The 23,157-nt window shown below is 72.3% G+C and carries 19 protein-coding genes; 5 read left to right on the top strand and 14 right to left on the bottom strand.

The window, feature by feature from the left end:
- Positions 1–21: 21 nt before the first annotated feature.
- The gene (gene ssuE, locus ADK54_RS15105; RefSeq protein ID WP_053726145.1) at positions 22–597 is read right to left on the bottom strand and encodes an NADPH-dependent FMN reductase; all 576 of its coding nucleotides are present in this window, start codon (positions 595–597) and stop codon (positions 22–24) included.
- A 71-nt stretch (positions 598–668) separates the two neighbouring features.
- The gene (locus tag ADK54_RS15100; protein WP_053726144.1) at positions 669–1,811 is read right to left on the bottom strand and encodes a MupA/Atu3671 family FMN-dependent luciferase-like monooxygenase; all 1,143 of its coding nucleotides are present in this window, start codon (positions 1,809–1,811) and stop codon (positions 669–671) included.
- Positions 1,812–2,213: 402 nt separating this feature from the next.
- On the opposite strand from ADK54_RS15100, the gene ADK54_RS15095 reads away from it, so the two are divergent.
- Positions 2,214–3,734, top strand: a complete 1,521-nt coding sequence (locus tag ADK54_RS15095) for a class I adenylate-forming enzyme family protein (RefSeq protein ID WP_053726143.1) — start codon at positions 2,214–2,216, stop codon at positions 3,732–3,734.
- 65 nt (positions 3,735–3,799) lie between these two features.
- Complete coding sequence (locus ADK54_RS15090) at positions 3,800–4,063, top strand: phosphopantetheine-binding protein (RefSeq protein WP_053726142.1); 264 nt, start codon at positions 3,800–3,802, stop codon at positions 4,061–4,063.
- A gap of 465 nt (positions 4,064–4,528) precedes the next feature.
- Here the strand turns inward: ADK54_RS15090 and ADK54_RS48265 are convergent, their stop codons facing one another.
- The 10 genes from ADK54_RS48265 to ADK54_RS15030 all read right to left on the bottom strand — a co-directional run bounded on the left by ADK54_RS48265 (position 4,529) and on the right by ADK54_RS15030 (position 18,204).
- On the bottom strand, positions 4,529–5,695 hold the full coding sequence (locus ADK54_RS48265) for a nucleotide disphospho-sugar-binding domain-containing protein (RefSeq protein WP_053726141.1): 1,167 nt from the start codon (positions 5,693–5,695) through the stop codon (positions 4,529–4,531).
- A complete protein-coding gene (locus ADK54_RS43395; protein WP_078966391.1) occupies positions 5,583–7,358 on the bottom strand; it encodes an MFS transporter in 1,776 nt (591 codons plus the stop codon). The genes ADK54_RS48265 and ADK54_RS43395 overlap by 113 nt, the downstream gene beginning before the upstream one ends.
- The gene (locus ADK54_RS15065) at positions 7,355–8,524 is read right to left on the bottom strand and encodes a nucleotide disphospho-sugar-binding domain-containing protein (RefSeq protein ID WP_053726137.1); all 1,170 of its coding nucleotides are present in this window, start codon (positions 8,522–8,524) and stop codon (positions 7,355–7,357) included. Before ADK54_RS15065 ends, ADK54_RS43395 begins: the two co-directional genes overlap by 4 nt.
- Positions 8,512–9,678, bottom strand: a complete 1,167-nt coding sequence (locus ADK54_RS15060) for a nucleotide disphospho-sugar-binding domain-containing protein (RefSeq protein WP_053726136.1) — start codon at positions 9,676–9,678, stop codon at positions 8,512–8,514. Before ADK54_RS15060 ends, ADK54_RS15065 begins: the two co-directional genes overlap by 13 nt.
- Complete coding sequence (locus tag ADK54_RS15055; RefSeq protein WP_053726135.1) at positions 9,666–12,824, bottom strand: AMP-binding protein; 3,159 nt, start codon at positions 12,822–12,824, stop codon at positions 9,666–9,668. The genes ADK54_RS15060 and ADK54_RS15055 overlap by 13 nt, the downstream gene beginning before the upstream one ends.
- The gene (locus tag ADK54_RS15050) at positions 12,821–14,023 is read right to left on the bottom strand and encodes a nucleotide disphospho-sugar-binding domain-containing protein (RefSeq protein WP_053726134.1); all 1,203 of its coding nucleotides are present in this window, start codon (positions 14,021–14,023) and stop codon (positions 12,821–12,823) included. Before ADK54_RS15050 ends, ADK54_RS15055 begins: the two co-directional genes overlap by 4 nt.
- 138 nt (positions 14,024–14,161) lie before the next feature.
- On the bottom strand, positions 14,162–14,875 hold the full coding sequence (locus ADK54_RS15045; protein WP_053726133.1) for an ABC transporter permease: 714 nt from the start codon (positions 14,873–14,875) through the stop codon (positions 14,162–14,164).
- Positions 14,875–15,804: an ABC transporter ATP-binding protein gene (locus ADK54_RS15040; RefSeq protein WP_053726132.1), complete on the bottom strand. Its 930-nt coding sequence runs from the start codon at positions 15,802–15,804 to the stop codon at positions 14,875–14,877. The genes ADK54_RS15045 and ADK54_RS15040 overlap by 1 nt, the downstream gene beginning before the upstream one ends.
- A gap of 43 nt (positions 15,805–15,847) precedes the next feature.
- Positions 15,848–17,014: a nucleotide disphospho-sugar-binding domain-containing protein gene (locus ADK54_RS15035; RefSeq protein ID WP_159047768.1), complete on the bottom strand. Its 1,167-nt coding sequence runs from the start codon at positions 17,012–17,014 to the stop codon at positions 15,848–15,850.
- On the bottom strand, positions 17,002–18,204 hold the full coding sequence (locus ADK54_RS15030) for a glycosyltransferase (RefSeq protein WP_053726130.1): 1,203 nt from the start codon (positions 18,202–18,204) through the stop codon (positions 17,002–17,004). Before ADK54_RS15030 ends, ADK54_RS15035 begins: the two co-directional genes overlap by 13 nt.
- Positions 18,205–18,419: 215 nt before the next feature.
- Between ADK54_RS15030 and ADK54_RS15025 the strand changes: the two genes are divergently transcribed.
- Genes ADK54_RS15025 through ADK54_RS15015 form a run of 3 tightly spaced genes read left to right on the top strand, consistent with a single transcriptional unit; the run spans position 18,420 to position 20,985 of the window.
- Positions 18,420–19,484 carry a ketoacyl-ACP synthase III family protein gene (locus tag ADK54_RS15025; RefSeq protein WP_053726129.1) on the top strand — a complete coding sequence of 355 codons (1,065 nt, stop codon included), beginning with the start codon at positions 18,420–18,422 and terminating at the stop codon, positions 19,482–19,484.
- Positions 19,485–19,518: 34 nt separating this feature from the next.
- On the top strand, positions 19,519–20,280 hold the full coding sequence (locus ADK54_RS15020; RefSeq protein WP_053726128.1) for an NAD-dependent epimerase/dehydratase family protein: 762 nt from the start codon (positions 19,519–19,521) through the stop codon (positions 20,278–20,280).
- Positions 20,281–20,313: 33 nt separating this feature from the next.
- A complete protein-coding gene (locus ADK54_RS15015) occupies positions 20,314–20,985 on the top strand; it encodes an antibiotic biosynthesis monooxygenase family protein (RefSeq protein WP_053726127.1) in 672 nt (223 codons plus the stop codon).
- Between the two features lie 75 nt (positions 20,986–21,060).
- Here the strand turns inward: ADK54_RS15015 and ADK54_RS15010 are convergent, their stop codons facing one another.
- Both ADK54_RS15010 and ADK54_RS15005 read right to left on the bottom strand, forming a co-directional pair.
- Positions 21,061–22,323 (bottom strand): FAD-dependent monooxygenase, encoded by a 1,263-nt coding sequence (locus ADK54_RS15010; RefSeq protein ID WP_053726126.1) that lies wholly within the window; start codon positions 22,321–22,323, stop codon positions 21,061–21,063.
- Entirely contained in the window at positions 22,320–23,150 is an 831-nt protein-coding gene (locus ADK54_RS15005) for an aromatase/cyclase (protein WP_053726125.1), read from the bottom strand. Before ADK54_RS15005 ends, ADK54_RS15010 begins: the two co-directional genes overlap by 4 nt.
- Positions 23,151–23,157: the final 7 nt, after the last annotated feature.

The following is a 23,157-nucleotide window of genomic DNA, read 5'->3' as shown; positions in this document are numbered from 1 at the left end:
TCCGCGCACGGCGATTCCGGGTCAGGCGGCGGGCACCAGCCGGACGGTCGGGGTGGCGGCCTCGGTGAGGCTCTCCACCAGGTCGGCGAACTTGTCGGTGGCTTCACGCAGCAGGGCGTCCGTGTCGGGCTCAAGGCCGGCGAAGCCGCCCGGGCCCCTGCGGATGCCGCCCGCGTGCACGAAGAAGCTCTCCGACACCGCCCGCGGTTTCATCGACATCAGCACCGGGCGCAGCCCGTAGTCGAGGGCCAGCACATGGGCGAGCGACCCTCCGGTGGCCAGCGGCAGCACCACCTTGCCTTCGAGGGCGAACTGCGGCAGTACGTCGAGGAAGGACTTGAGCAGTCCCGAGTAGCCCGCCTTGTAGACCGGCGTGGCCAGGACGATGGCGTCCGCACTCGCGAACTGCTCGGCGGCGTAGGCCAGTTGGGGATGGTTCAGGTCGGCCCGCAGGAGTTCGGCCGCGGGCAGGGTGCGCACGGCGAGCGTCTCGACCCGGTGCCCGCGGCCGGCAAGGCGGTCCGCCGCGAGGGTGAGTACCTGGTGGGTGCTGGAGACCGGCGACGGACTGCCGGAGACGGCGAGGATCGTCGGCATGGACAACCTCCTGATAACGGATCCTGGTCAAGGATGAGGAGAGGCTCTTGCGTGGAGTTGGGGCCGGTGGATCAGGCGGCGAGCACGGGCTCGGCAGGTGTGGCGGCTTCGCGGCGGACCGCGGCGACGCGCTCCAGGGAGGCGAGCACCAGCTCCGGGTCGGCGACGAAGTCCACCAGGCAGGCGATCTCGTCGACGCCGGCCGCGCGCACCCGGCGGGCGGTTTCGGTGCACTCCTCGACCGAGCCGATCAGCGAGTTCCCGGACAGGTAGCGGTTGACGCCGAGCTCGGCGAGCTTGCGCTGGGCGCTCACCGCGGAGAGCACCTCGCGGCCCTGCTTGTTGCCGCTCATCCGGCCGCCGGCCTCGACCGCGAGGGCCTCCAGGTCGATGGCGGAGAGCAGGTAGTCGCGCAGGGCGCCGCCGCCCACCTCGCGGGCCTCGGCCGCGTCGTCGGCGACGTACGTGTGCATCATGACGGTGACCTTGCCCGGGCCGCCCCAGCCCGCCTCGGCGCGGGCCGTCCGGTACAGGGCGATCTTGTCGGAGAGCGACTCGACGTCCTGGTTCTCCAGGTGGGTCAGGATGTTGCAGCCGAGCCGCCCCGCCTCGCGGAAGGTGCCCTCGCTGCGGGACGCGGTCACCCACACCGACAGGTCGTCCTGCACCGGGCGCGGGAAGACGGGAAGCGTGGTCTCGACGCCCAGCGGGTTGGGACCGGTCCAGTGACCGGTGCGCCAGGCGGTCCGGATGTCCGTGACATCCTTGATCATCTGCTCGCGCCGGGTCTCGTACTTCTCCGGCGCGATCACGAAGTCGTTGACGTTCCAGCCGGATCCCACCGAGATGGCGACCCGGCCGTTCGAGATGCCGTCCACCATCGCGAAGTCCTCGACGATGCGGGCGGCCGGGTGCAGCGGCGTCACGACGCTGCCGGCCCGGATCTGGATGCGGCTCGTCACCGCGGCGATGGCCGCCGAGGTCACGGCCGGGTTCGGGAAGGCACCGCCGAAGCGGTGGAAGTGCCGCTCGGGCGTCGATACGAAACCGAAGCCGAGCTCGTCGGCGCGGCGGGCCGCGTCCAGCATCAGCCGGTAGGTCTCCTGTGCCCGGTCGCCGACCGCGGCGAAGAAGAAGACACCGAAGTCCAGCGGCCGCTCACCTGCCGAGCCGTCCGCACCCTGGCTGCCGGTCTGCCGGGAATCCGCGTTCATTTAGCGCTGCCTCCTTCCCCGTCGGACGTCGTCGCGGCGGGGTCGTCACCATGGGGGCTTGCTGCCCGGCGACACCATGGGGCGGCCTCCTCGCAGCGGACTTGAGTCCCGGGCAGGTCAAGAGCGCTCCAGCGAGCCTCAAGTCCCGTACGAGGAACGGGGGATGTGATGGATCCACCGGAATACGAGGGCGGCTCGAAGTGGGTGGTGCCTGCACCTGCCAGGGCCGCGGTACTCGCATCCCGCCAAGGGGCGCGGGGAACTGCGCGACCAGCCACGGACGGCCCGCAGCCGAAACCGCACCCCCGGAAGGGGTGTCCACCGACGCTCGATCCGGGGTCGAGGCAACCCCCTCACGCTCAGGGTGACCAACTTCCGTTCCGATGACCACGAGGTTGCTGGATGACGACTCAGACGCTGGTTGCCGCGGACACCGGCACCGATACCGTCCACGGACTGCTCGCGGCGGCCGTGGCCGCCCGGCCCGACGCCCCCGCGGTGCGCGACGCCTCGGGCGTGTGGACCTATGCGGAACTGGACGCCTGGTCACGGGCGTACGCCGACTGGCTCACCGCCCAGGGTGTGGGACACGCGGACCGGATCCTGGTCCGCGTCGGCAACACCCGCGAATTCACCGCCCTGATGTTCGGCGCGCTGCGCCGCGGCATCGCCTTCGTGCCGGTCAACCCGGCGATGAAGCGCTTCCACCTCAACACCGTCGTACCGGACTGCGACCCGGTCCTCGTGATCGGACAGGACGCCCAAGACACCGCGATCCTGCGGGAGTTGACTGACCGTCCGGTCTTCGGACTCGACGAGGTGCGGCGCGGCGCCGAGGCGCTGTACGACGCCGCGCCCGCCGGCGCCGAGACGCCCGTCGCCCCGGACGACCTGGGTCTGCTCATCTACACCTCGGGCTCCACCTCGGCGCCCAAGGCCGTGGTGAGCACGCACGCCCCGATCGTCTTCGCCGCCCGCGCCATCCAGGCCCGCCTGAACTACCGAGAGGACGATGTCGTCCTGGTCGCGGTGCCGGTCTCCTTCGACTACGGGCTCTACCAGATCCTCCTCTCCGTGATCGCGGGCGCCCAGGTGGTGCTCACCTCGCCGGACCGCCACGTACGGCTGCTCGGCACGCTGCACGAGCACCAGGTCACCGTCGTTCCGCTGGTGCCCTCGCTCGGCGAGATGCTGCTCACGCTGTCGAAGCGGGACCGCCGCGCGGCGCCCCCGGTACGGCTCTTCACCAACACCGGCGCGGCCCTGACCGGGCCCGTCATCGCGCAGTTGCGGGCCGCGTTCCCGGCGGCCCAGGTTTCGCCGATGTTCGGCACCACCGAGTGCAAGCGCATCACCGTGCTCGAACCGGACGGCGACATCGCCCGCCCCGGCTCGGTCGGCCGCGCCCTGGACGGCACCGAGGTGCTGATCCTGGACGACGACGGCCGGCTCCTGCCGCCCGGCACGGTCGGTGAGATCTGCGTGCGCGGACCGCACATCATGACCGGCTACTGGCAGGCCCCGGAGCAGAGCGCCCTGCGGTTCCGCCCCGACCCGGTCACCGGCGAGGTCACCCTGCACACCGGCGACTACGGCCACCTCGACACGGACGGCCACCTCTACTTCGAGGGCCGCCGCGACGACCTGTTCAAGCGCAAGGGCGTCCGCATGGGCACCCTGGAGATCGAGACGGCCGCGCTCGACGTCAAGGGTGTGACGGCCGCCGCCGCCCTGGCCCCGGCCGAGGGCCACGACCTCACGCTGTACGCCGTCACCGGGCTGACGGCCGACGAGGTGCTCGCGCAGCTCACGGAGCGCCTGGAGGCCGCCAAGGTCCCGGCCGCCTGCCACCTGCTCGACGAGCTCCCGCTCACCCCGAACGGCAAGACCGACAAGCAGCGGCTGCGCCGCGAACAGAAGTGACCGAAGTGACCGACTCCCCGAGTCGGTAACCCCGTAATCCCGCAATCCCGTAAGGAGATTGAGCCATGACCACCACTGACGTCTCGTGGGACGCCGGCTTCGAGCAGCTGCTGACCGCGGTCCTGCCGCGTGTCACGGGCCCGCTGGACCCCGCGCTCGACCTCAAGGCCGTCGGCCTCGACTCGATGGCCACCATCGAGCTCCTGGTCCGCCTGGAGGACCAGTACGACGTGGAGATCCCCGAGGACAAGCTCACGGCCGCGACCTTCGCGACCCCGGGCGCGCTGTGGGCGGTCCTCGCCGCACAGCGCACCGCCGCCCACGCCTGACCGGCACCACAAGTTTCCGCCGCACCATCCAACCCCCCACCCATTTACGTCCATTGGAGGACATCATGAGCCACCTCATCATCGGTCTCGCCGTCACTGTCGTCGTCTGCCTCGTCGTCAAGTTCGGCGGCGACGCCCTCAAGAAGCGCCGCGGCTAGTCCGTACGGATGCCGACCCGGAAGGGGCCCGCCGACCACCCCGGTCGGCGGGCCCCTTCCGCGTGCGGACCCCCGCAAGGGGCTCCGCCCCCAGACTCCCGTTCGCGCCTCAAGGGCGCTCGTCCTCAATCGCCGGACGGGCTGAGGATGCCGATGCGGGCCCGCACCGATCCCGCTAAGGGGCGCGGGCAACTGCGCGAACGCCACGCACGGTCCGCGGACGGAAGGGAGCCTCCGCAGGGCAGGCACACGAGAGAAGGGCCCCTGCCGATGCGGCAAGGGCCCTTCCCCGTAGGGGAGTTGAGGCTCAGGCGGCAGCCAGTCGCTCCAGGTCCTGCACCACCCGGGCCGGGCTCGGCATGGCGGCCATGTCGGCGCGCAGCTCCTGGGCGCACTTGAGGTGGCGCGGGTCGTCCAGGACGTCCCGGATCGCCTCGCGGACCTGGCCGGGGTCGTTCTGCGGGGCCGCCTCGCCGAGCACCCGGGCCGCGCCGGCCGCGGCGAGCAGCTCGGCCGAGGCGAACTGGTCGACGATCTGGGGGAGCACCACCTGCGGGAGGCCGAACGCGCACGAAGTGAGCGTGGTGTTCGCGCCCCCGTGGTGGATCACGGCGTCGCAGTCGCGCAGGAACAGGTTCAGCGGGACGGGCTCAACCACCTTGACGTTGGCGGGGAGTTCACCGAAGCCCTCGTGGAAGGCGGCGTCCGCCGTCACCACCGCCTCGACGTCTTCCAGGCCCTCGAACGCCGCGATGATCGAGCGGTACAGGCCGGTGCCGTTGAGCACCAGCGTCTGGCGGCCCAGGCACACCACTACGCGGCGCACCCCGTCGGCGGCCGGCCGGTGCAGCCAGTCGGGCACGGTGCCGGTGCCGTTGAACGGCACGTAGCCGATCGGCGCGCCCGGCGCAGCGCTCGGGTGGTGCAGCGCGGGCGGGCACGGGTCGAGCAGCAGGGTCGGGTCGGGCAGGCCGTCCAGGCCGAGGCGCTCGGCGGTCCCGTGCAGGAAGTTGCGGGCCGAGGCGCGCGAGGGGCCGCTCAGCGGGTCGACGCCCCAGCGGTGCTGCACGCTCGGGATGCCGAGCGCGCCCGCGACGAGCTGGCCCGCCAGTTCCATCTGCTCCGAGACGATCAGGTCGGGACCCCACTCCCGGGCGAACTCCAGGTAGGAGCTCACCAGATAGCGGGCGTGGGTCTCCCACAGCTTGGTCGTGCCCGCCATCTTCTCCGGCGGGGTCGGGCCCATCAGCTCCAACGGGCGTACCCCGTCCGGGAGGTGGCGCTGGAGGACGTCGAGGCCGTGGAAGCGGTCGCCGATGTCGACGGCCGAGATCCCGGCGGCGCGGGCCGCGTCGGTGACGTCAGGCTGCGCGGCGACCAGCACCTCGTGGCCCGCTCCCATCAGCGCCCAGGCCAGCGGGACCATGGGGGTGAAGTGGGTGGGGAAGGGGGTGCTTAGCATCAGTACGCGCATCTTCGTCGTCCTCCTCGGACTGTGGGGCGGCCTCTTCGGCGGGTAGGGGGGCGGCGGTGTCGGACACCTCCGCGGCGGGGGCGGAGGGTGCCTCCGTGGACGCGTCCGCCACCGCGTTCACGTCGACGTCCTTCATGACCAGAGCCGTCCCCAGCGCGAGCAGCAGGAGCCCCGCGGCCACCAGGAGCAGCGTGGACGTGGCGTGCGCGAAGGCGTCCGTCACCAGGTGGCGCCGTTCCGCGTCGAGCCCGGCGAGCTGGGCTGCCGCGGAGTCCGGGTCCTTGATGCCCGAGGCGCCGGCGGCCGAGGCGAAGCGGGCGCTGAGGACCGCGCCGAGCACGGTGCCGCCGATGGTGGTGCCCAGCATCGTCGCGAACCGCGAGGTGGTGGTGACCACGCCCAACTGGTCGGGCGCAGCGGCGGATTGGGTCATGAACAGCGCGATCTGGGTCACGCCGCCCAGGCCCACGCCGAGCAGCAGGAGCAGCAGGTCGAGCTCCCAGACGGGCGCGTCGGCCACGGTGAACCCGAGCCCGGCGACGGCGGCGGTCGCCGTCGCCGTGGTGACCACCAGGACCGCCTTGCACTTCCCGGTACGGGTGATGATCTTGCCCCAGCAGAGGAAGACCAGGACCACGCCGACGGCGAGCGGGATCAGATGGAGCCCGACCGCGTCCAGCGAGACGCCCCGCACGATGTTCAGGTAGTTGATGAGGAACACCGGCAGCGAGAGCAGCGCGAAGCCGCCCACGAACTGGAGGACCGCCGCGGGCCGGAACACCTTGTCCTTGAACAGGGTGAGCGGCATCAGGGGATCGGACGCCTTCAGCTGCCGCGCGACGAACGCTCCGGCCATCAGGAAGCCGCCGTAGAAGTAGGGCAGCACCGGACCGGAGAACGAGTTGTGCTCGCCGTACGCCTTCACGCCGAGCAGCAGCGCGCAGGTGGCGGCCGCGATCAGGACCGAGCCGAGGATGTCGACCTTCTGCCGGGTGCCCTTCACCGGGAGGCGCAGCGCCCAGGCCACTCCGGCGAGCGCGAGGCCTGCGAGCGGCACGTTGAGCAGGAAGATCCAGCGCCAGGACAGGTTCTCGCTGAGCGGGCCGCCGATCATGGGCCCGGCGATGATGCCGGCCGCGATGAGCGCGCCGCCCGCGTTGGAGCGCCCGGCGCGGGACTTGGGCGGGTACAGGGTGGCGATCACGATCAGCGTCATGCTCATCAGGCCGCCGCCGCCGAGCCCCTGGACCGCGCGGAAGGCGATCAGCTGGGTGAGCGAGTGAGCGGTGGCGCACAGCGCGGAGCCCGCCAGGAACGTGCCGAGCGCGGCCAGGTAGATCCGGCGCGGCCCGTAGCTGTCGCTGAGCCTGCCGTACAGCGGCTGCGCGGCCGTCGCGGCAAGGAGGTACGCGGTGATCAGCCAGGGGAAGCGGTCGATGCCGTGGGCGGGGTCGAGGTCGCGCACGATCGGCAGGACGGCCGAGGAGATGATCGAGCCGTCGAGCAGGGCCAGCGTCATGGTGGCCATCGCGCACACGATGAGCACCAGGACCTGGATGTCGCTCATCCCGTTCGGATTGGGCTTCTTCTCCTTGGTCACCTTTTCGTCGGCCTTGGTGTCCGCCTCGCTGGTGGCGGTTTCGGCGGTCACGTCCGTGCTCACGCCAGTACCTCCTGACGTGTCGTCAATTCTTCGAGCGGGGTGACGGTCTCGGCCGGGGCCGGCATGTCCTGGACCTCGGCGCGCAGCCGCCGGGCGCCCGCCTCGTATGTGGGTTCGGTGAGCAACTGTCGGGCGCTGTCGGCCAGTTCGGCGGCGCTGTTCTGCCGCTCGGCCGTGTCCAGGGTGATCCCGGCGCCCGCGGCTGCCACCTTGTCGCCGGCGAGGAACGTCTCGTCGAGCTGGGGGAGCACGAGCTGGGGGATGCCCAGCGCGGCCGCGGCCAGGGTGGAGCCGGGCCCGCCGTGGTGGACCACGAGGTCGGCGCCGGGGAAGAGCAGACCGGGGGCCGTCTCGCCGGAGTACGCCATGCCCGCGGGCAGGGTGCCGATCGCGGCCCGGTGCTCGGGGGCCGCGGAGACGACCGCCTCCACCCCGCCCGTCGAGGCCAGCGCGTCGACGACGCGGCGCACCAGCGGGGCGCCGTCGAGGTTGAGGGTGTGGCCGCCGAGCGCCACCGCGACCCGGCGCCCGGGCGGGGCGGCGTACGTCCAGGGCGTGCCGTCGCCGGTGTGCGGCACCGGGCGGATCGGCCGTGCGGCCGGGGCCTCCGCGCTCGCCAGGGTGGGCGGTGCCGGGTCGAGGATCAGGTCCGGCTCGGGGACGGAGCCGAGGCCGAGCCGCTCGCACAGCGGGCCGAGCCACATCCGGGTCTGGCCGAGCATGAACGTGGTGGTGGGGGCCACCCCCCACCGGTGCCACACGCTGGGGATGCCGAGCACCTTCGCGACGACCGGGCCCGCGAACTCCATGTGGTCCGAGATCACCAGGTCGGCCCGCCACTCGCGGGCCAGCTCCAGGTAGTCGTACAGGAAGTACGGGGCGTGGTTGCGCCACATCTGGGCGGCGCCGTCGATCTGCTGGGCCGGCGGGCGGCCCACCACCTCGATGGGGCGCAGGCCCTCGGGCCGCCGGCCCCGACGCAGATCGGTGTAGTGGAAGGCCTCGCCGAACGTGGCGGTGGCGAGGCCCGCCGCCTCGGCGGGCCCGGTGACGTCGGGCTGCCCCGCGACGAGCACCTCGTGGCCCTTTTCCTTGAGCGCCCGGATCAGCGGCAGCATGGGCAGGAAGTGCGTGTCGACGGGGGTGCTGATGATCAGTACGCGCATCGGAGGTTCTCCAGGTCACGGACGACGGCGGCGGGGCTGGGCATGGCGGCCATGGTCTCGGCGAGGACGGTCGAGCCCTTGGCGATCCGCTCCGAGGCGAGCAGGGTGCGCACGGCCTCGGCCACCTGGGCCGGGTCGTTCTGCGCCTCGGCCGTGCGCAGGGTGAGACCGGCGTCGGCGGCGGCGAGCAGGTCGCCGCCCTCGAACTGGTCGACCAGCTGCGGCATGATCAGCTGCGGGACGCCGAAACTGGCCACGGCGAGCAGGGTGTTGGCGCCGCCGTGGGTGACCACCGCGTCCGTCTTGTCGAGGAAGCCGTTGAGCGGCGTCGGCGGGATGATGGTGACGTTGGACGGGATGGTGCCGAGCTCGTCGACGAACTCCTCCTGCACGGTCATCACCGCGTCGGTCTCCGGCAGGTCGCCGAAGGCCTGGACGATGCCGCGGAACATCGGGAGCCCGCCGAGCGAGATGGTCTGGCGGCCCATGGTCACGCAGACCCGGGGCTTGTCGCCGCGCCGGCGCAGCCAACTCGGCACGTGGCCCGTGCCGTTGAACGGAATGTGCCGGATCGGCGCGCCGGCCGGTGCGCCCGCCACGAGGAGCTGCGGCGGGGCCGGGTCGAGCAGCAGGTCGGGCTTCGGGAGGCCGCCCTCGACGCCGAGGCGCTCGCAGGTGCCCTGGAGCAGGTCCTCGGCGGTGGCCCGCATCAGGTGGCTCATCGGGTCGACGCCCCAGCGGTGCGAGACCACCGGGATCTTGTGGACGCCGCCGATCAGGCAGGCGACCCAGTCGAAGATCTCCGAGATCACCAGGTCCGGCTTGAACCGCTCGGCGACCTCCAGGTACTCGGGCGCCATGTAGCGGGTGTGCAGGACCCACACCCGGGAGCCGATCATGGTCATCTTCGGGGTGAGCGGCCCGACGATCTCGATGGGCCGCTTGTTCGGCGGCAGCGGCGGGCTGAGCAGGTCCTTGCCGAAGAACTGCCGTCCCACGGTGACCGTGTTGAGGCCCGCCGAACGGGCCATCGGGATGATGTCGGGCTGGCCTGCGACCAGGACCTCGTGCCCGGCGCCGCGCAGCGCCCAGGCCAGCGGCACCATGCAGGTGAAGTGGGTGGACTCGGGGCTGCTCAGGATCAGTACACGCATGAGGTGTCCTCGGATGTGATGGGAGCGGCGGGGGCTTCGGCCCCTTGGGCGGGGCCGCGGCGCAGGCCCTCGGTGTACGCGATCACCACCCGGTCCGCGATCTCGGCCGGGATGCGGTCGGTGCGTACCGAGGCGGTGATCAGGGCGCCGTCCGCGGTGGTGCGGACGTCCAGCTCCAGCTCGGTGAACATGGTGGGCGCGCCGATGCGGGACAACCGGGCGGTGCAGCGGGCGAGTTCGAGCCTCGGGTCCGGGTCGTCCTGCATCAGGAAGCTCGGCATCGGGCGCAGGGACTCGCCGCCGCCGGTGAGCACCACGGTGCGGGCCAGCTGGGCGCCGCCGGTCTCCTGGGCGGCGAGGGCCTCGTCGACATGGGTCACCGCCTGCTCCAGGAGCCCGGAGCCGTCGTCCTTGTGCGGCGGCCAGAAGCGCAGGAAGAGCAGGTCGACCCGGCAGCTGACGGCGGAGGCGAGCACCTCGCTGCCCCGCCGGGCCACCGGCACCTTGACGGCGATGTCGCTCTGCCCGGTCAAGTCCCTCAGTACGAGGCCGAATTGGGCCGCGAGCATGGCGAAGCGGGTCGTGCCGAGCGCGCGGGCCCGCTCGTCCCAGCGGGCGAGCTCGGCGTTGGTCACGGTGCGCGAGGGTGAGTAGCCGGGCCCGGCGTTGCGGTCGTTGTCGGCGCGGCCCGGCAGCTCCAGGGGCTCCTGGAGCTCCAGGTGGTCCTCCCAGTACTCGGCCTGCGCCGCCAGGTCGACCCGGGCGATCACCCTGCGGTGGTCGGCGGACACCTCGGCGAGGGTCGCGGCCGGTGCGGGGAACTCGGGGGCGCGGCCCGAGAGCCGGGCGGCGTAGGCCAGCGACAGGTCGGCGGCGAGCACCGCCTCGGAGGCCCCGTCGAACGCGACGTGGTGGGCGACCAGGCCGAACAGGGTGCGCGCGGTGTCCTCGGCGCGCACGACCGCGCACCGCCACACCTCGGCGTCCCGGACGGCCAGCGGCGTGAGCGCGGCCGTCAGCCACGCGGTGGCGGCGGCCTCCTCGTCGGCGGCGTCGGGCAGCCGGATCACCTCGGCGTCGGCCGGGGCCGGCGGCACCACCGCGTACCCGAGCTCGTTGTCGCGGATCAAGTAGCGGGCGTGCAGGGCCTGGTGGCGCAGGTGGACGTCGCCGACCGCGGCCGTGAGGGCGTCGACGTCGACCGGTCCCTCGATCCACCAGGTCATCCGGCACAGACCGCCCAGGCCGTCCTTGTCGTGGGCGGCGGCGAACAGGAAGCCGGCCTGTTCGGGCGGCAGCAGGATCTCGCCGGGCTGAAGTCCCGGCACCGGGGCGTCGGCGGCCTCGGCCGAGCGCGCGGTGGCGTCCAGCCACGCGGCGAGCCGGCGCACGGTCGGAGTGCGGAAGATCTGCGAGGGCTGGACGGCCGCGCCGAGCACCGCGTCCAGGTGCTGGCACAGCTGGGCCGCCTCCAGGGAGCTGCCGCCGAGCTCGAAGAACGAGACGTCGCCCGGCACCCGCTCGGTGCCGAGGGCCGCCCGGAACCCCGCGGCGACCAGTGCCGCGGTGCCCTCGAAGGACTCGGCGGGTGCCTCGGCGCGCTCCTGCTCCGGGCGGACCCGCGCGGCCAGCTCCCGCCGGTCGATCTTGCCGTTCGCCAATTGCGGGAACTGGTCCAGGAGTTGGACACGGCGCGGCACCAGGTACTCGGGCAGTAGCTCGGCGAGCCGCTCGCGCAGCTCCTCCGGGCCTGCCCCGCCCTCGCCGTGCGTGTAGAAGAGGGCGAGCCCGTGGTAGGAGCCGTCGGGCTTGGGCACCGGCACGACCGCGGCGCCGGTGACCGTGGCCACCCGCTCCACGGTGCGCTCGACCTCGGCGGGCTCGATCCGGTGCCCCCGGATCTTGATCTGGCGGTCGCCGCGGCCGGTGTAGTGGAACACGCCCTCGGCCGACCGGTTGCCCAAGTCACCCGTGCGGTAAAGGCGTTGGATCCTGCCGCCGATCTCGGCCTCGACGAAGACCTCCTCGGTCAGCGAGGGGTTGCCGAGGTAGCCGCGGGCCAGGCCCGGGCCGCCCAGGCACAGCTCGCCGGTCTCGCCGGGCGCGCACACCCGGGTGCCGTCCAGAACGTGCACATCCGTGTGCGCCAGCGCGTGGCCGAGCGGGATGCCGGCCGGGTCGTCGCAGTCCTCGGGCCGCACCCGGTGGGCGGTGACGACGGCGCCGCACTCGACGGGCCCGTACACATTGAGCAGCCGGATGCCGGGGTGCTCGGCGAGGAAGGCGCGCACCCGGGTCGGGGCGGCCCGCTCACCGCCGATGGACAGCCACTTCATCCCGGCGAAGGCCCCCACATCGGTGGTGACCAGCATGTTGAACAGCTGCGTCGTCATGAACGCGGCGTTCACGCCCTCCTCGGCGATCAGCGCGCGCAGGGTGCGCGGCACCAGGACCGTCTCGTCCAGGAGTACGGTCCGCCCGCCCGTGAGCAGCATGCTCCAGCAGTCCAGGGTGAAGCCGTCCCAGGTCGGGGGAGCGGTCTGCGGCATCACGGTGCCGGGGCCGAGCTCGGCGTAGAAGGCGCCGTCGAACAGGCGCACCGCGTTCTCGTGGCTGGACACCACGCCCTTGGGGGTGCCGGTGGAGCCGGAGGTGAAGAACACCGAGCAGGCGTCGGTGCCGGTCACCGCGACCGGCGCGGGGGTCAGGCCGCGCGCCGCGGTGAGGGTCAGGTCCTCGGCCGGCGGCGTCCAGGTGGGAACGGACCAGTCGCCGTCCACGGTGGTCACCAGGAGCGGCGCGCCCAGCTGGCCGATCACTCCTTCGAGCCGGTCGACGGGCCACCGGGCGTCCAGGAACGAATAGGCGGCCCCGCACTTGAACAGCGCGAGCAGGACCGCGATCAGCGGGGTGCCGCGCTCCATGAGCACCGGCACCAGCTGCCCGCGGCGCACGCCGTGGCCCTGCAGCAGCGCCGCGTACCCGTCGGAGGCGGCGTCGAGGTCGCGGTAGGAGACGCCGACTCCCCGGTGGGACACGGCGGTTGCCTCGGGGAAGCGGCGGGCCGCGTCCTGGAACAGGCCGTGCATCGTCTCGCCCCGCACGAAGCGGTTCGTGCCCGTCGTGGGCTCAAGGAGTACGGTCATCGTCTTCCTGTCTCCTCAGGTGTGGGAACGTCCGTGTGACCGGCTCTCGCGCACTCCTCCAGGAAGCCCACGAGCTGGTCGGGGGTGGGCATCCGGTCGGTCTCGGCCCGCAGCGCCTTCGACCGCTCCCGGTAGGAGGGGCGGGTCAGCAGGTCCTGGACGGCCGCGCCGACCGCGCCCTCCTCGGCGTCGGCGGGCAGCGCGGTGCCCGCGCCGGACGCGCGCACCAGATGGGACCAGTGCTCCTGGAAGGCGTTGCGCGGCAGCAGGAGCTGGGGAAGGCCGTGGGTGACGGCGATGAGTCCGCTGCCGACGCCGCCGTGGTGGACGAGCGCGTCGCAGTGCGCGAGCAGCACGTCGAGCGGGAAGGACTCCACCATCCGTACGCCGTCCGGGAGTTGGCCGGTGTTGGCCGCCTGCTCGGGGGTGACCGCGAGGACCACGTCGGTGTCCAGGCCGAGCAGTGAGCGGACCACGTGGTCGCGCACCTCGTCCAGGGCGGAGGTGGTGACCCCGCCGGTCACGCAGACCAGCGGCCGGCCCGAGGGGCGCTCGGCGCGCAGCCAGTCGGGCAGCGCGGCCGGGCCGGCGAACGGGATGTAGCGCATGTTGGCGCGGCGCACCCCGTGCGGCGGGCGAAGGCCCGGCGGGCACGGGTCGATCCACACCGAGGGGCCGACCACCGGGTCGGCGCCGAAGCGCTCGAAGAGCTTCGCGTAGGAGGGGCGCAGCTCCGCTTCGCTCTCGCAGTGCACGCCGAGCGAGACGCCCCAGGTGTGGCCGACCGCCGGAACCTTGATCGCGGCGGCGGCCACCAGGCCCGCGGCGGCCGCGGTGTCGTGCACCACGATGTCCGGGCGCCAGAAGCGGGCGAAGTCGACGAGGTCGTCGGTGAGGGTGTCGGCGACGGCGATCATCTTCTCGACGAGCGCCTCGCTCAGATCGGCGTCGAGGACGGCCACCGACTCGGCGGCCGCCTTCAACCGCCCGGGGCCCAGGCCCAGTTGACGGGCCGCGACCTCGGCGGTGGCGGCCTCGTCGCCGACGGGCACGGCCACCAGACCGGCCCGGGTGACGGGGGCCACGCACTGGGGCCGCACCGCCACCCGCACCTCGTGGCCCGCAAGGCGGCAGGCCCAGGCGAGCGGGATGATCCAGGGGACATGGGCCGGGCCGTGCCCCACGAACAACACGCGCATTCAGTTGCCTCACTCCATCGCGTACGGTCAGTGGCAGGGCAAGGGTGGGGGCACCCGCTCGAATGCGACTCGCGTCCGGTACGAACACGAAAGTGCCCGCAGGGGGAGTCCCTGCGGGCACTTCGGACGCGGTACGGATCAGGCGCGACGGCCGCCCCTGCGGTAGGCGAAGGCGGCGAAGGCCGCGAGCAGCGCCGTCCACAGGGCGAGCACGCCGAGCCCGGTGCCGCTCGGCGCGGAGTTGGCCGCCGCGTCCCAGGAGAGCTGGGCGTAGCGGTAGACCGGGGTCTCCTTCGACAGCGGCTGCAGCCACTGCGGAAGGCTGTCGGTCGGCATCATCAGGCCGCCGAGCAGCGTGAGCGTCAGGTACGAGACGGTGCCGGCGATCTGCGCGAGCTGGGCCTTGAAGAGGTAGCCGATGCCGATGCCGAGCATCGCGAGCGGGGCGATGCCGACCCAGAGCAGCAGGAAGATCTCCAGCCAGGTGCCGGGCGAGAGGTCGACGCCCCGGTAGAACTTGCCGATCAGGCCGATCACCACGATCGGCAGGATGCCGAGGCAGGTGGCGACGGCGCCGCGGGCGATGACGACCTGGACCGGCGAGAGCGGGGTGAGCCGCAGCTGGCGCAGCCAGCCGAGCGCCCGGTCCTCGGCGATGCCGGTGCCGTTGGTGATGACCACGCCGAGCGCGCCGAACGCCGCCGCGCCGACCATCGCCCGCACCAGGGATTCCTGGTCGGGGCCGCCGCCAGCGAGGGTGACGTACAGGCCGACCGGCATGATGAGGCTCATCATGAGGTAGCCGCCGTTGCGGACGAGCCGCAGGATTTCGAGGCGGATGTAACCGAGCATCAGTTGGTCCGTCCTTCCGGAGCGGCGGCCGCGTGGCGGGACTGGTGGGTGAGCGCGATGAAGGCCTCCTCCAGGCCCACGCCCGAGACCTCCAGGTCGGTGAAGGCGTCGGCGCGCGACAGTGCGTGCACCGTCGAGTCGGAGTCGCTGGTGCGCAGGTGGACGCGGCCGCCGCGGAACTCCACGGAGCTGACGCCCGGCAGCAGGTCGAAGCCGTTCTGGGCGCCGCGCGGCACGAAGCTGACCGTGCGGCCCTCGATCATGGACTTGATCTGCGAGGTCGTGCCGTCGGCGACGACCCGGCCCGAGGCGATGACGACGACGCGGTCGGCGCTGTCGTCGGCCTCTTCGAGGTAGTGCGTCGAGAAGAGGACGGTGTTGCCGCGCTCGGCGTACCGCTGCATCGCGGCCCACAGCTCGCGCCGCGACTCGACGTCGAGGGCGGCGGTCGGCTCGTCGAGGACCACCAGGTCCGGGTCGCCTGCCAGGGCGAGCGCGAACCGCACGCGCTGGGCCTGGCCGCCGGAGAGCCGGTCCACGTTACGGGTGGCGATCTTGGTGAGCTCGGCGAGCTCCAGGACCTCCTGGAGCGGCAGCGGCTTGCGGTAGGTCTGGCGCACGAAGTCGACCAGCTCGCGCACCGACACCCGGGGAATCATCTTCCCCTCCTGGAGCATGGCCCCCAAGTGCCCTGCGCGCATGGCGAGTTCGGGCTTCTTGCCGAAGACCTCGATGGTGCCCTGGTCCGGCGGGAACAGCCCGAGGAGCATGTTGATGGTGGTGGACTTGCCGGCGCCGTTGGGGCCGAGGAGGGCGACCGTCTCACCGCGGCCGATCGTCAGATCGATCCCGTCGACGGCGCGGACGCTGCCGTACTCCTTGACGACACCCTTGAAGACGACCGCGGGCGGGCCGTGCTGTTCTGCCATGGGGGGTGGCACCTGTTCCCTTTCCTGTGTGAGTGAGCGCATGTCAGATCAGCCCTTCCAAGGTGTGGACCAGCTCCGTGGGGCCTGGCAGGCATTCGATCTCCGCGCGTACGTCGTGCGCGGCCTTGCGGTGACGCTCGTCCTCAAGAAGGCCCGCGAGGGCCTCCCGGACGAGCCCGGGGTCGTGCTGCTCGGCCTCGCTGGCGAGGCTGAGCCCGGATCCGGACTCCTGGACGAGCCGGCCGGTGGTCTGGAGGAACGGCTTGTCGCCGGGCAGCACCAGCTGCGGGACGGCCGAGGCGAACGAGGTCATGCTGGTGCCGCTGCCGCCGTGGTGGACGGCGACCGCCGTGTGGCGCATCACCGGTCCGATCGGGAAGCGGTCGACGACCTTGACGGAGGACGGGATCCCGGCGAGCGCCGAGTGGTATTGGGCGTCGATCGGGAACAGCACGTCCAGGCCCTGCTCGGTGCACGCGTCCAGGACGTTCCGGAAGCCCAGCGGCAGTTCGCCCGTCTCGGCGAGCACCCGGCCGTGCCACATGCCCAGGCACAGCAGGGCTCTGGGCCGCTCGGGCCGCACGACCGCCCAGTCGGGCAGTTCGGCGGTGCCGCAGTACGGGACGTACCGCGAGAGCAGGCCCGGGGTGTTGTCGCCCTCGGGGAGCAGCGAGGCCGGGCTCGGGTCGATGATCAGGGCCGGGTCGGGGAAGCCGTCGGCCCCGAACTCGACGCACAGGTCGTGCAGTTGGACCTTGGCCTGACGGAGCAGCGGGCTGGTGAAGTCGTCGGGGCCCCAGCGGTGGATGATGCCGGGCACGCCGAGGGCACCGGCGACGACGAGTCCGCCGAACTCCACCGGGTCGGTCACCACCAGGTCGGGCTCCCAGGCCCGGCCGAGCGTCACCAGGTCGTCGATGTAGCCGCCGAGCCGGGTGCGCCAGCGCTCGCCGACCGCGTCCCACTCGGAGTCCGCGCGGCGGTCCATGCCGGCCCGGTCGGGCATCGCCACGGCGCCGGGCCGGGTGAGCCGCTGGCGGGTCTCGCCGCCGCCGACGAGGCGGGTGTCGAGACCGGCCGCGGCCGCGAACTTCACGAGCTCGGCGTCGCCGGCCACCAGCACCTGGTGTCCGGCCGCCCGCAGCGCCCAGGTCAGCGGCACCATCGGCACGATGTGGCTGGGGACCAGAGCGGTCACTAGGACGCGCATGACTCCTCCTGGACCGCGTGCGCGGCGACGAGTTCTTCGAGGTCGGTGACCAGCTGTTCCACCGGCGGGCAGGCGAGGACCGAGCGCCGCACGGCGGAGGCCCTGCGCTGGAAGGAGGGCTCGGTGAGCAGCCGGCCGAGGGCTTCGGTGACGGTCTCGCCGGTGACCCAGTAGGCGGGCAGGTTGATGCCGCTGCCGACCTCGGCGACGTGCTCGGCCGAGTTGGGCTGGTCGTCGTACATCGGCGTGACGAGCATCGGCGTACCGCTGCGCAGGCCCTCGCGGATGCTGCTGTGGCCGCCGTGCGTGACGAACACGTCGGCCGCCTCCAGGAGCACGTCCTGCGGGACCCACTCGGTGAGCAGCCGCACGTGCGGGGGGACTTCGCCGAACTCCTCGGGGTCGCGGCCCACGCCGATCGAGACGAGCGCGGTGCAGTCGAGCCCCGAGACCGCCTCGATCACCGCGTGCAGCACCTCGTCGGACTTCCACGGCATCGACGGCGCCATCGTGCCGATGGAGGCGTACACCACCGGCTTGTCGTCGGGCAGTTCGGCGAGCCAGGGCAGGGCCTTGTCGTCGCTGCGGTACGGGGTGGTCTGGCGGTAGTGGCGCAGGGTGCGCGGGTCCAGGTCGTCGCCGGTGCACTCGGCCGGGAGCCAGCTGATGAGGCCGTGCCGGTAGGCGGAGTTGTCGTCGGGGTCGGCGGGCAGGCCGAGTTCGGTCCGCAGTTCGTTGAGCGGTCCGTTGGTGACGGCAGGAGGCAGCAGGTGGGTCGAGCCGCCGGCCACCGCGATGTGCGGGATGCCGAGCGACTCGGCGGCGAGCAGGCCGCCCATCTCCTCGCCCTCGCGGACGATCAGGTCGGGCTTCCAGTCGGCGGCGATCTCCAGGATGTCGCGGGCCGCGGCCAGGGCGGGCGGCCCGAGCACACACTCCACGAGCCCCTCCTCGTACGCCTCCTGGTCGGCCCGGAACAGCGGAAGCGCGATCGCCTCGATGCAGAAGGGGTCCTTGGCCCAGTCGAACCCGGCCGGGAAGAACTCCAGGCCGTAGCTCACGCTCTCCTCGCGCATGGACTCGTCGTCGGCCACGGCGACGGTGTGCCCGGCTCGGACGGCGGCCTGGGCCAGGGGGATCAGCAGGCGCAGATGCGACTTGCCCGCATGGGCGGTGAACAGGATGCGCACGGCGGGTCTCCGATTGGGGGGTGGGGGCGGCCCTCACGGGCCGCCCGTCGGTATGGCCAAGAGCGTGACCCGCCCCACTCGAACTCCACTTGAGCCGCCATGGGCCGGGCTTTCCCCGGCCGCACTCAAGTCCTATTCGAGAGGCGGTGGCGACCTTGGGCGCATGCCGTATGCCCGAAGGAATCGACCGAACCGCCGAACAGGGGAGTAGCTGGATGCGTTGGAACGAGATCTATGTCGCCTCGCTCGGCAGCTGGCTGCCCGAGCCCGTCCCGGTGGCCGAGGCCGTCGCGGCCGGGGAGTGCGGCCAGGAGTGGATCGACGACTTCGGGTACGAGTCCGTGCGGATCGCCCGCGAGAGCGAGGAGGAGGGCTGGACGGCGCCGCCGGACATGGCCGTCGCCGCCGGCCGCACCGCGCACGAGCGCTCCGGCCTGAACAAGTCCGCGTACTCCCTGCTCCTGCACGGCAGCACCTGGTTCCAGGGCCTCGACATCTGGCCGGCCGCGTCCTACATCGCCAAGCGGACCGTCGGCGCCACCGTGCCCGGCCTCGACGTGCAGCAGCGCTGCAACATCGGCATCAGCGGGCTCGACCTGGCCGCCGCCCACCTCACGGCCGGCTACGGCAAGGGCAGCGCGGTCATGCTCACCACCGCCGACCGCTTCGGCGGCCCCGGCGCCAACCGCTGGCAGCTGCGGCACGGCAACGCCTACGCCGACGGCGCCACCGCCACCATCCTGTCCACCGAAGGCGGCTTCGCCCGGCTCAAAGCCACGGCGACCGTCGCGGACAACTCCCTTGAGCCGATGGCCCGCGGCGACGAGGAGTTCGGCCCGGTCTCACGCGCTGCCGAGCGGCAGATCGACCTCACCGCACGCGGCGACGCCCAGAAGGCCGTCAGCGACGAGACGATGACCAACATCCGCTTCGGCAAGGTGATGCAGGAGGCCAAGCAGGCCGTCCTCGACGACGCCGGGCTTGAGATGGACGACATCGCGTACGTCATCATCCCCTCCACCGGCCGGATCAAGGGCCCCTTCCAGATCCACCACCTGCTCGGCGTGGACGAGTCCGAGACGACCTGGGAGTTCGCCCGCCGCAGTGGCCACATCGGCGCCGGGGACTGGGCCGCGGGTCTCGAAAACCTGCTGCTCACCGGCCAGTTGAAGTCCGGCGACCACGTGATGCTCTACGGCGGCGGCGCGGGTTACACCATCACCACCGCCGTGCTGGAAATCCTGGAGATCCCGGCCTGGGCCGAGCCCGCAGCGGCCTGAACAAGCCGCCCACCACAAGGAGTTGGCACACCCCATGGAGATAGTCGGCAGGGGCTTCCTGGCCGGACACCTGGCAGGCATCGCCGGACACCACCCCGACGTGGTGGCGCTGGCCGCCGGGGTCTCGGCCGCCGGTGACATTCCGCCGGAGCAGTACACCCGGGAGTCCAAGCGCCTGTACGAGGTGCTGCGGCACTGCGAGAAGACCGGCAAACGCCTGGTGTTCTTCTCCACGGCGTCCGCCGGGATGTACTCGGTGCCCGACGCCTCGCCCGGCCGCGAGGACGGCCCCGTCTACCCGGCGACCCCGTACGGCCGCCACAAGCTCTCCCTCGAAGCGGTCGTCAAGTCCTCGGACGTCGAGTACCTGATCCTGCGCCTGTCCCACGTCGTCGGCTTCAACCAGCCCGCCCACCAGCTACTGCCCGCCCTTGTACGGCAGTTGGTGAGCGGCGAGATCCAGGTCTACCGCGGCGCGCAGCGCGACCTGATCGACGTCGAGGACGTCATCAAGATCGTGCACACGCTGCTCGTCGACGGCCGCACCCGTGACGTCGTCAACGTCGCCTCGGGCCACGCCCCGCACATCGAGGACGTCGTCACGCACATGGAGCACCTGCTCGGCACCCGCGCCGAGAAGTCCTACGTGGAGGCCTCAGGCGCCCAGCCCGTCTCCATCGACAAGCTCTGCCGTCTCGTGCCGCCGGTGTACGGGCTCGGCTTCGGGCCCGACTACTACCGCACGGTCCTCGACAAGTACGTGCACGCCTATGCGCACCAGCCGGTCACCGCGTAACCACACACCCACTCAGATTCGGAGTCACACCCCATGAGCGAGAACAGCCCCGTCGTCGCGGTCGCCCACTTCGTCCTCAAGGAGAAGCACAAGGCGAAGGGCGCCGAGTTCGAGAAGGCCTACCTCAAGTACAAGGAGGCCGTCGCCGCCAAGGACGGTCTGCTGCGCACCGCGCTGCTCCGCGGCATCAAGGAGCCCGACAACTTCGTCATCCTGACCTGGTGGCGGGACGCGGACGCGCACCGCACGGTCGTCGGCGACTGGCAGTTCTTCACCGCCGTCAGCAGCCGCTTCGTCTACCTCGCCGCCATCACCAGCGTGCACGGCCCGGTCCTGGCCGGCCAGGACGCGGCCGACGGCCTCGGCGAGCTCGCGGTGCCGTCCGCGGACGCGGCCGTCGCGCTCACCACGTTCACCCTGCGCGAGGGCGCCGACCAGCAGGCCTTCGAGGGCTCCTTCCTCGGCCACCTGTCCTTCGTCAAGGGTCACGAGGGCTTCCTCGGCCACCAGCTGGTCCACTCCAACCGCGAGACCGGCGCCTACGTCAACATCGGCTGGTGGAGCGGCCCCCAGGCCTACCTGCCGGTCCTGCAGAGCCCCGAGATGGCCGCCGACGCCAAGACCATGGCCGTGCACGCCGAGGTCAAGGGCGGTCTGTACAAGGCGGTCGTCGACTCGGCCCGCACAGCGGTCGCCACCGTCTGAGCACCGCGAACCACCGCACACCGAAAGGCGGGCCGGGTCTTCGAGACCCGGCCCGCCTTTCGCGTCGCGTACTTTTCAGCGGGCGGTGAACAGCCCCTCGGCCACCTCGATCGACGGGTTGCCGAACGCGATGGTGCGCAGCACCTTGCGGTAGACCGGGGTGTGCTTGACGACGGCCGCGAGCTTCGGGCGCACCCGCGTCGCGAACGTGCCGGTCGACAGCATCGCCTTGGACTGCATGCCCTGGAGCCGCATCATCGTCGCGATGTCGGGTGCCCGGCGCTCCTCGAAGCGGGCCAGGAACGCCGCGCTCGCATCCCCCCGGCCCACTGACTCGACAAGGAGCGGGTGCAGGACGACCGCGTCCTGCACCGACAGGTTGATGCCCTGCGCGCCGATCGGGCTGTGCGTGTGCGCCGCGTCGCCCATCAGGACCAGGCCGTCGGTGGCCCAGCGCTCGGCGCGCCCGGAGAACACGTCGAGCAGGCTGAGGTCGCGCAGCGAGGTGATCTGCTCCTCGATCAGGTCCGCGTACGCCGGCACCGCCTTCGACAGCTGCGCCTTGACGTGGCCGAGGCCCTCGGCGACCACGTTCTTGTAGCCGCCGTGCGGCAGCGTCCAGCCGACCTGGATCCGGTTGGGCCAGGACCCGTACGCGAGCACGGGGCTGGTGCCCGCGCTCCTGAACACCCGTACGTCGTGGCTGACTTCGGGCTCGTCCCTGGTCAGCTTGAACCACAGCACGTCCTGGTCGAAGGCCTCGCTGCGGCCCGCCTCGATGCCGGCGAGCCGGCGCACCTTGGAGAACCGCCCGTCGGCGCCGACCACGATCTTGCTGTGGAAGACGTGCCCGTCGGCGGCGGCCCCGGTGACCCGGCCCCGCTCGTCGCGCAGCAGCGCGTTGACGCGGCAGCCGTCCACGTACTCGAAGTCGGGGAACTCGGCGCAGCGCAGCAGGAGTTCGGTCAACAGGTGGGACTGCGGGATGGACAGCAGGTGGTCGTACGGGGCCGGCAGCGCCCGGTAGTCGATGTCCAGCAGGACCCGGTCCTGCTCCACCAGGCGGAAGCGGTCGTGCTCGTGGCAGCCGCGCTCGCGGGCCCCGGCGAGCACGCCGAGCCGGTCCAGGACCGTCATCGCGCCCGGCTGGAGGATCTCGCCGCGGAACTCCCGCTGGTGCGAGCGCGAACGCTCCACCACGCTCACCCGCACCCCGGACTTGAGCAGCAGCAGTGCGAGGGTCAGACCGGCGGGGCCCGCCCCGACGACGCACACGTCACTGCGGTGCTCCTCGTCGGTGCGGGCCCCCGCGCGGACCTCCTCGGCGGCCGCGGTCATCGCTGCCCGGCCAGCGCGAGCGCCAAGCGCACGTCGGTGGTGGCAATCTCAAGGACCCGGTCGCGGCCGGTCGGGGCGACGGCGAGCACGTCCGCCGTCACCAGGACCCCGCCGGGCGCCTCCACCAGACGCCAGCGGCGCCGGTAGAGCTCGGCCGGCGCGGGCGGCGTGAGCAGTTTCTGTACGAGGGTGTGGCCGCCGTGCTCGATCTGCACGGTCGGCGCGTCGTCCTGGGTGCCGAACCAGGCGCTCTCCTCGCCGTCGCGCCACGGCAGCGCGTCCAGGAGCCGGGCGTGCACCGAGGCGACCGAGCCGGACAGGACCGCGCTGTCCTCGACCCGGATCACGTCGGAGGTCAGCGAACCGGGCCGCTCCGTCTTGGACTTGAGGGTGCGCATCTGGAGCCCGCCGTGCCGGTCGAGCTCGCCCGCCGTCTCCGCGGGGTCCGCGTCCGTGGTGAACCAGTGCCCGGACACCACCCGGCAGCCGCCGTCGGGGCGGGGCAGGAAGTCCCAGGTGCCGCCGAGCTCCTTGATCGGGCCCACCGAGCCCTGCTGTGCGAAGTCCATGCGCAGCGCCACCGGGTCCAGGGTGCGCCGGGACGTCCAGATGCGCAGGCCGCCCTCGGGGCCCGGGCGCACCGCCCAGAACTTCACCTCGTCGTCCTGGCCCTGTTGGCTCAGGGTCTCGGTGTGCGCGATCCAGGGGTAGAGCAGCGGCCAGTCGGCCACATCGGTCAGCGCCCGGTAGACGGTGTCCGCCGAGGCGTCGATCTCGATGCCGGCACGCGTCCGGTGGATCTCCCTGTCGGTCGTGGAAGTGCTCATCGCAGTA

This window comes from Streptomyces sp. WM6378 (assembly GCF_001279695.1).
Taxonomy (GTDB): Bacteria; Actinomycetota; Actinomycetes; order Streptomycetales; family Streptomycetaceae; genus Streptomyces.
The sequence above is the reverse complement of the archived record's forward strand: the minus strand, read 5'-3'. Positions and strand labels throughout refer to the sequence as shown.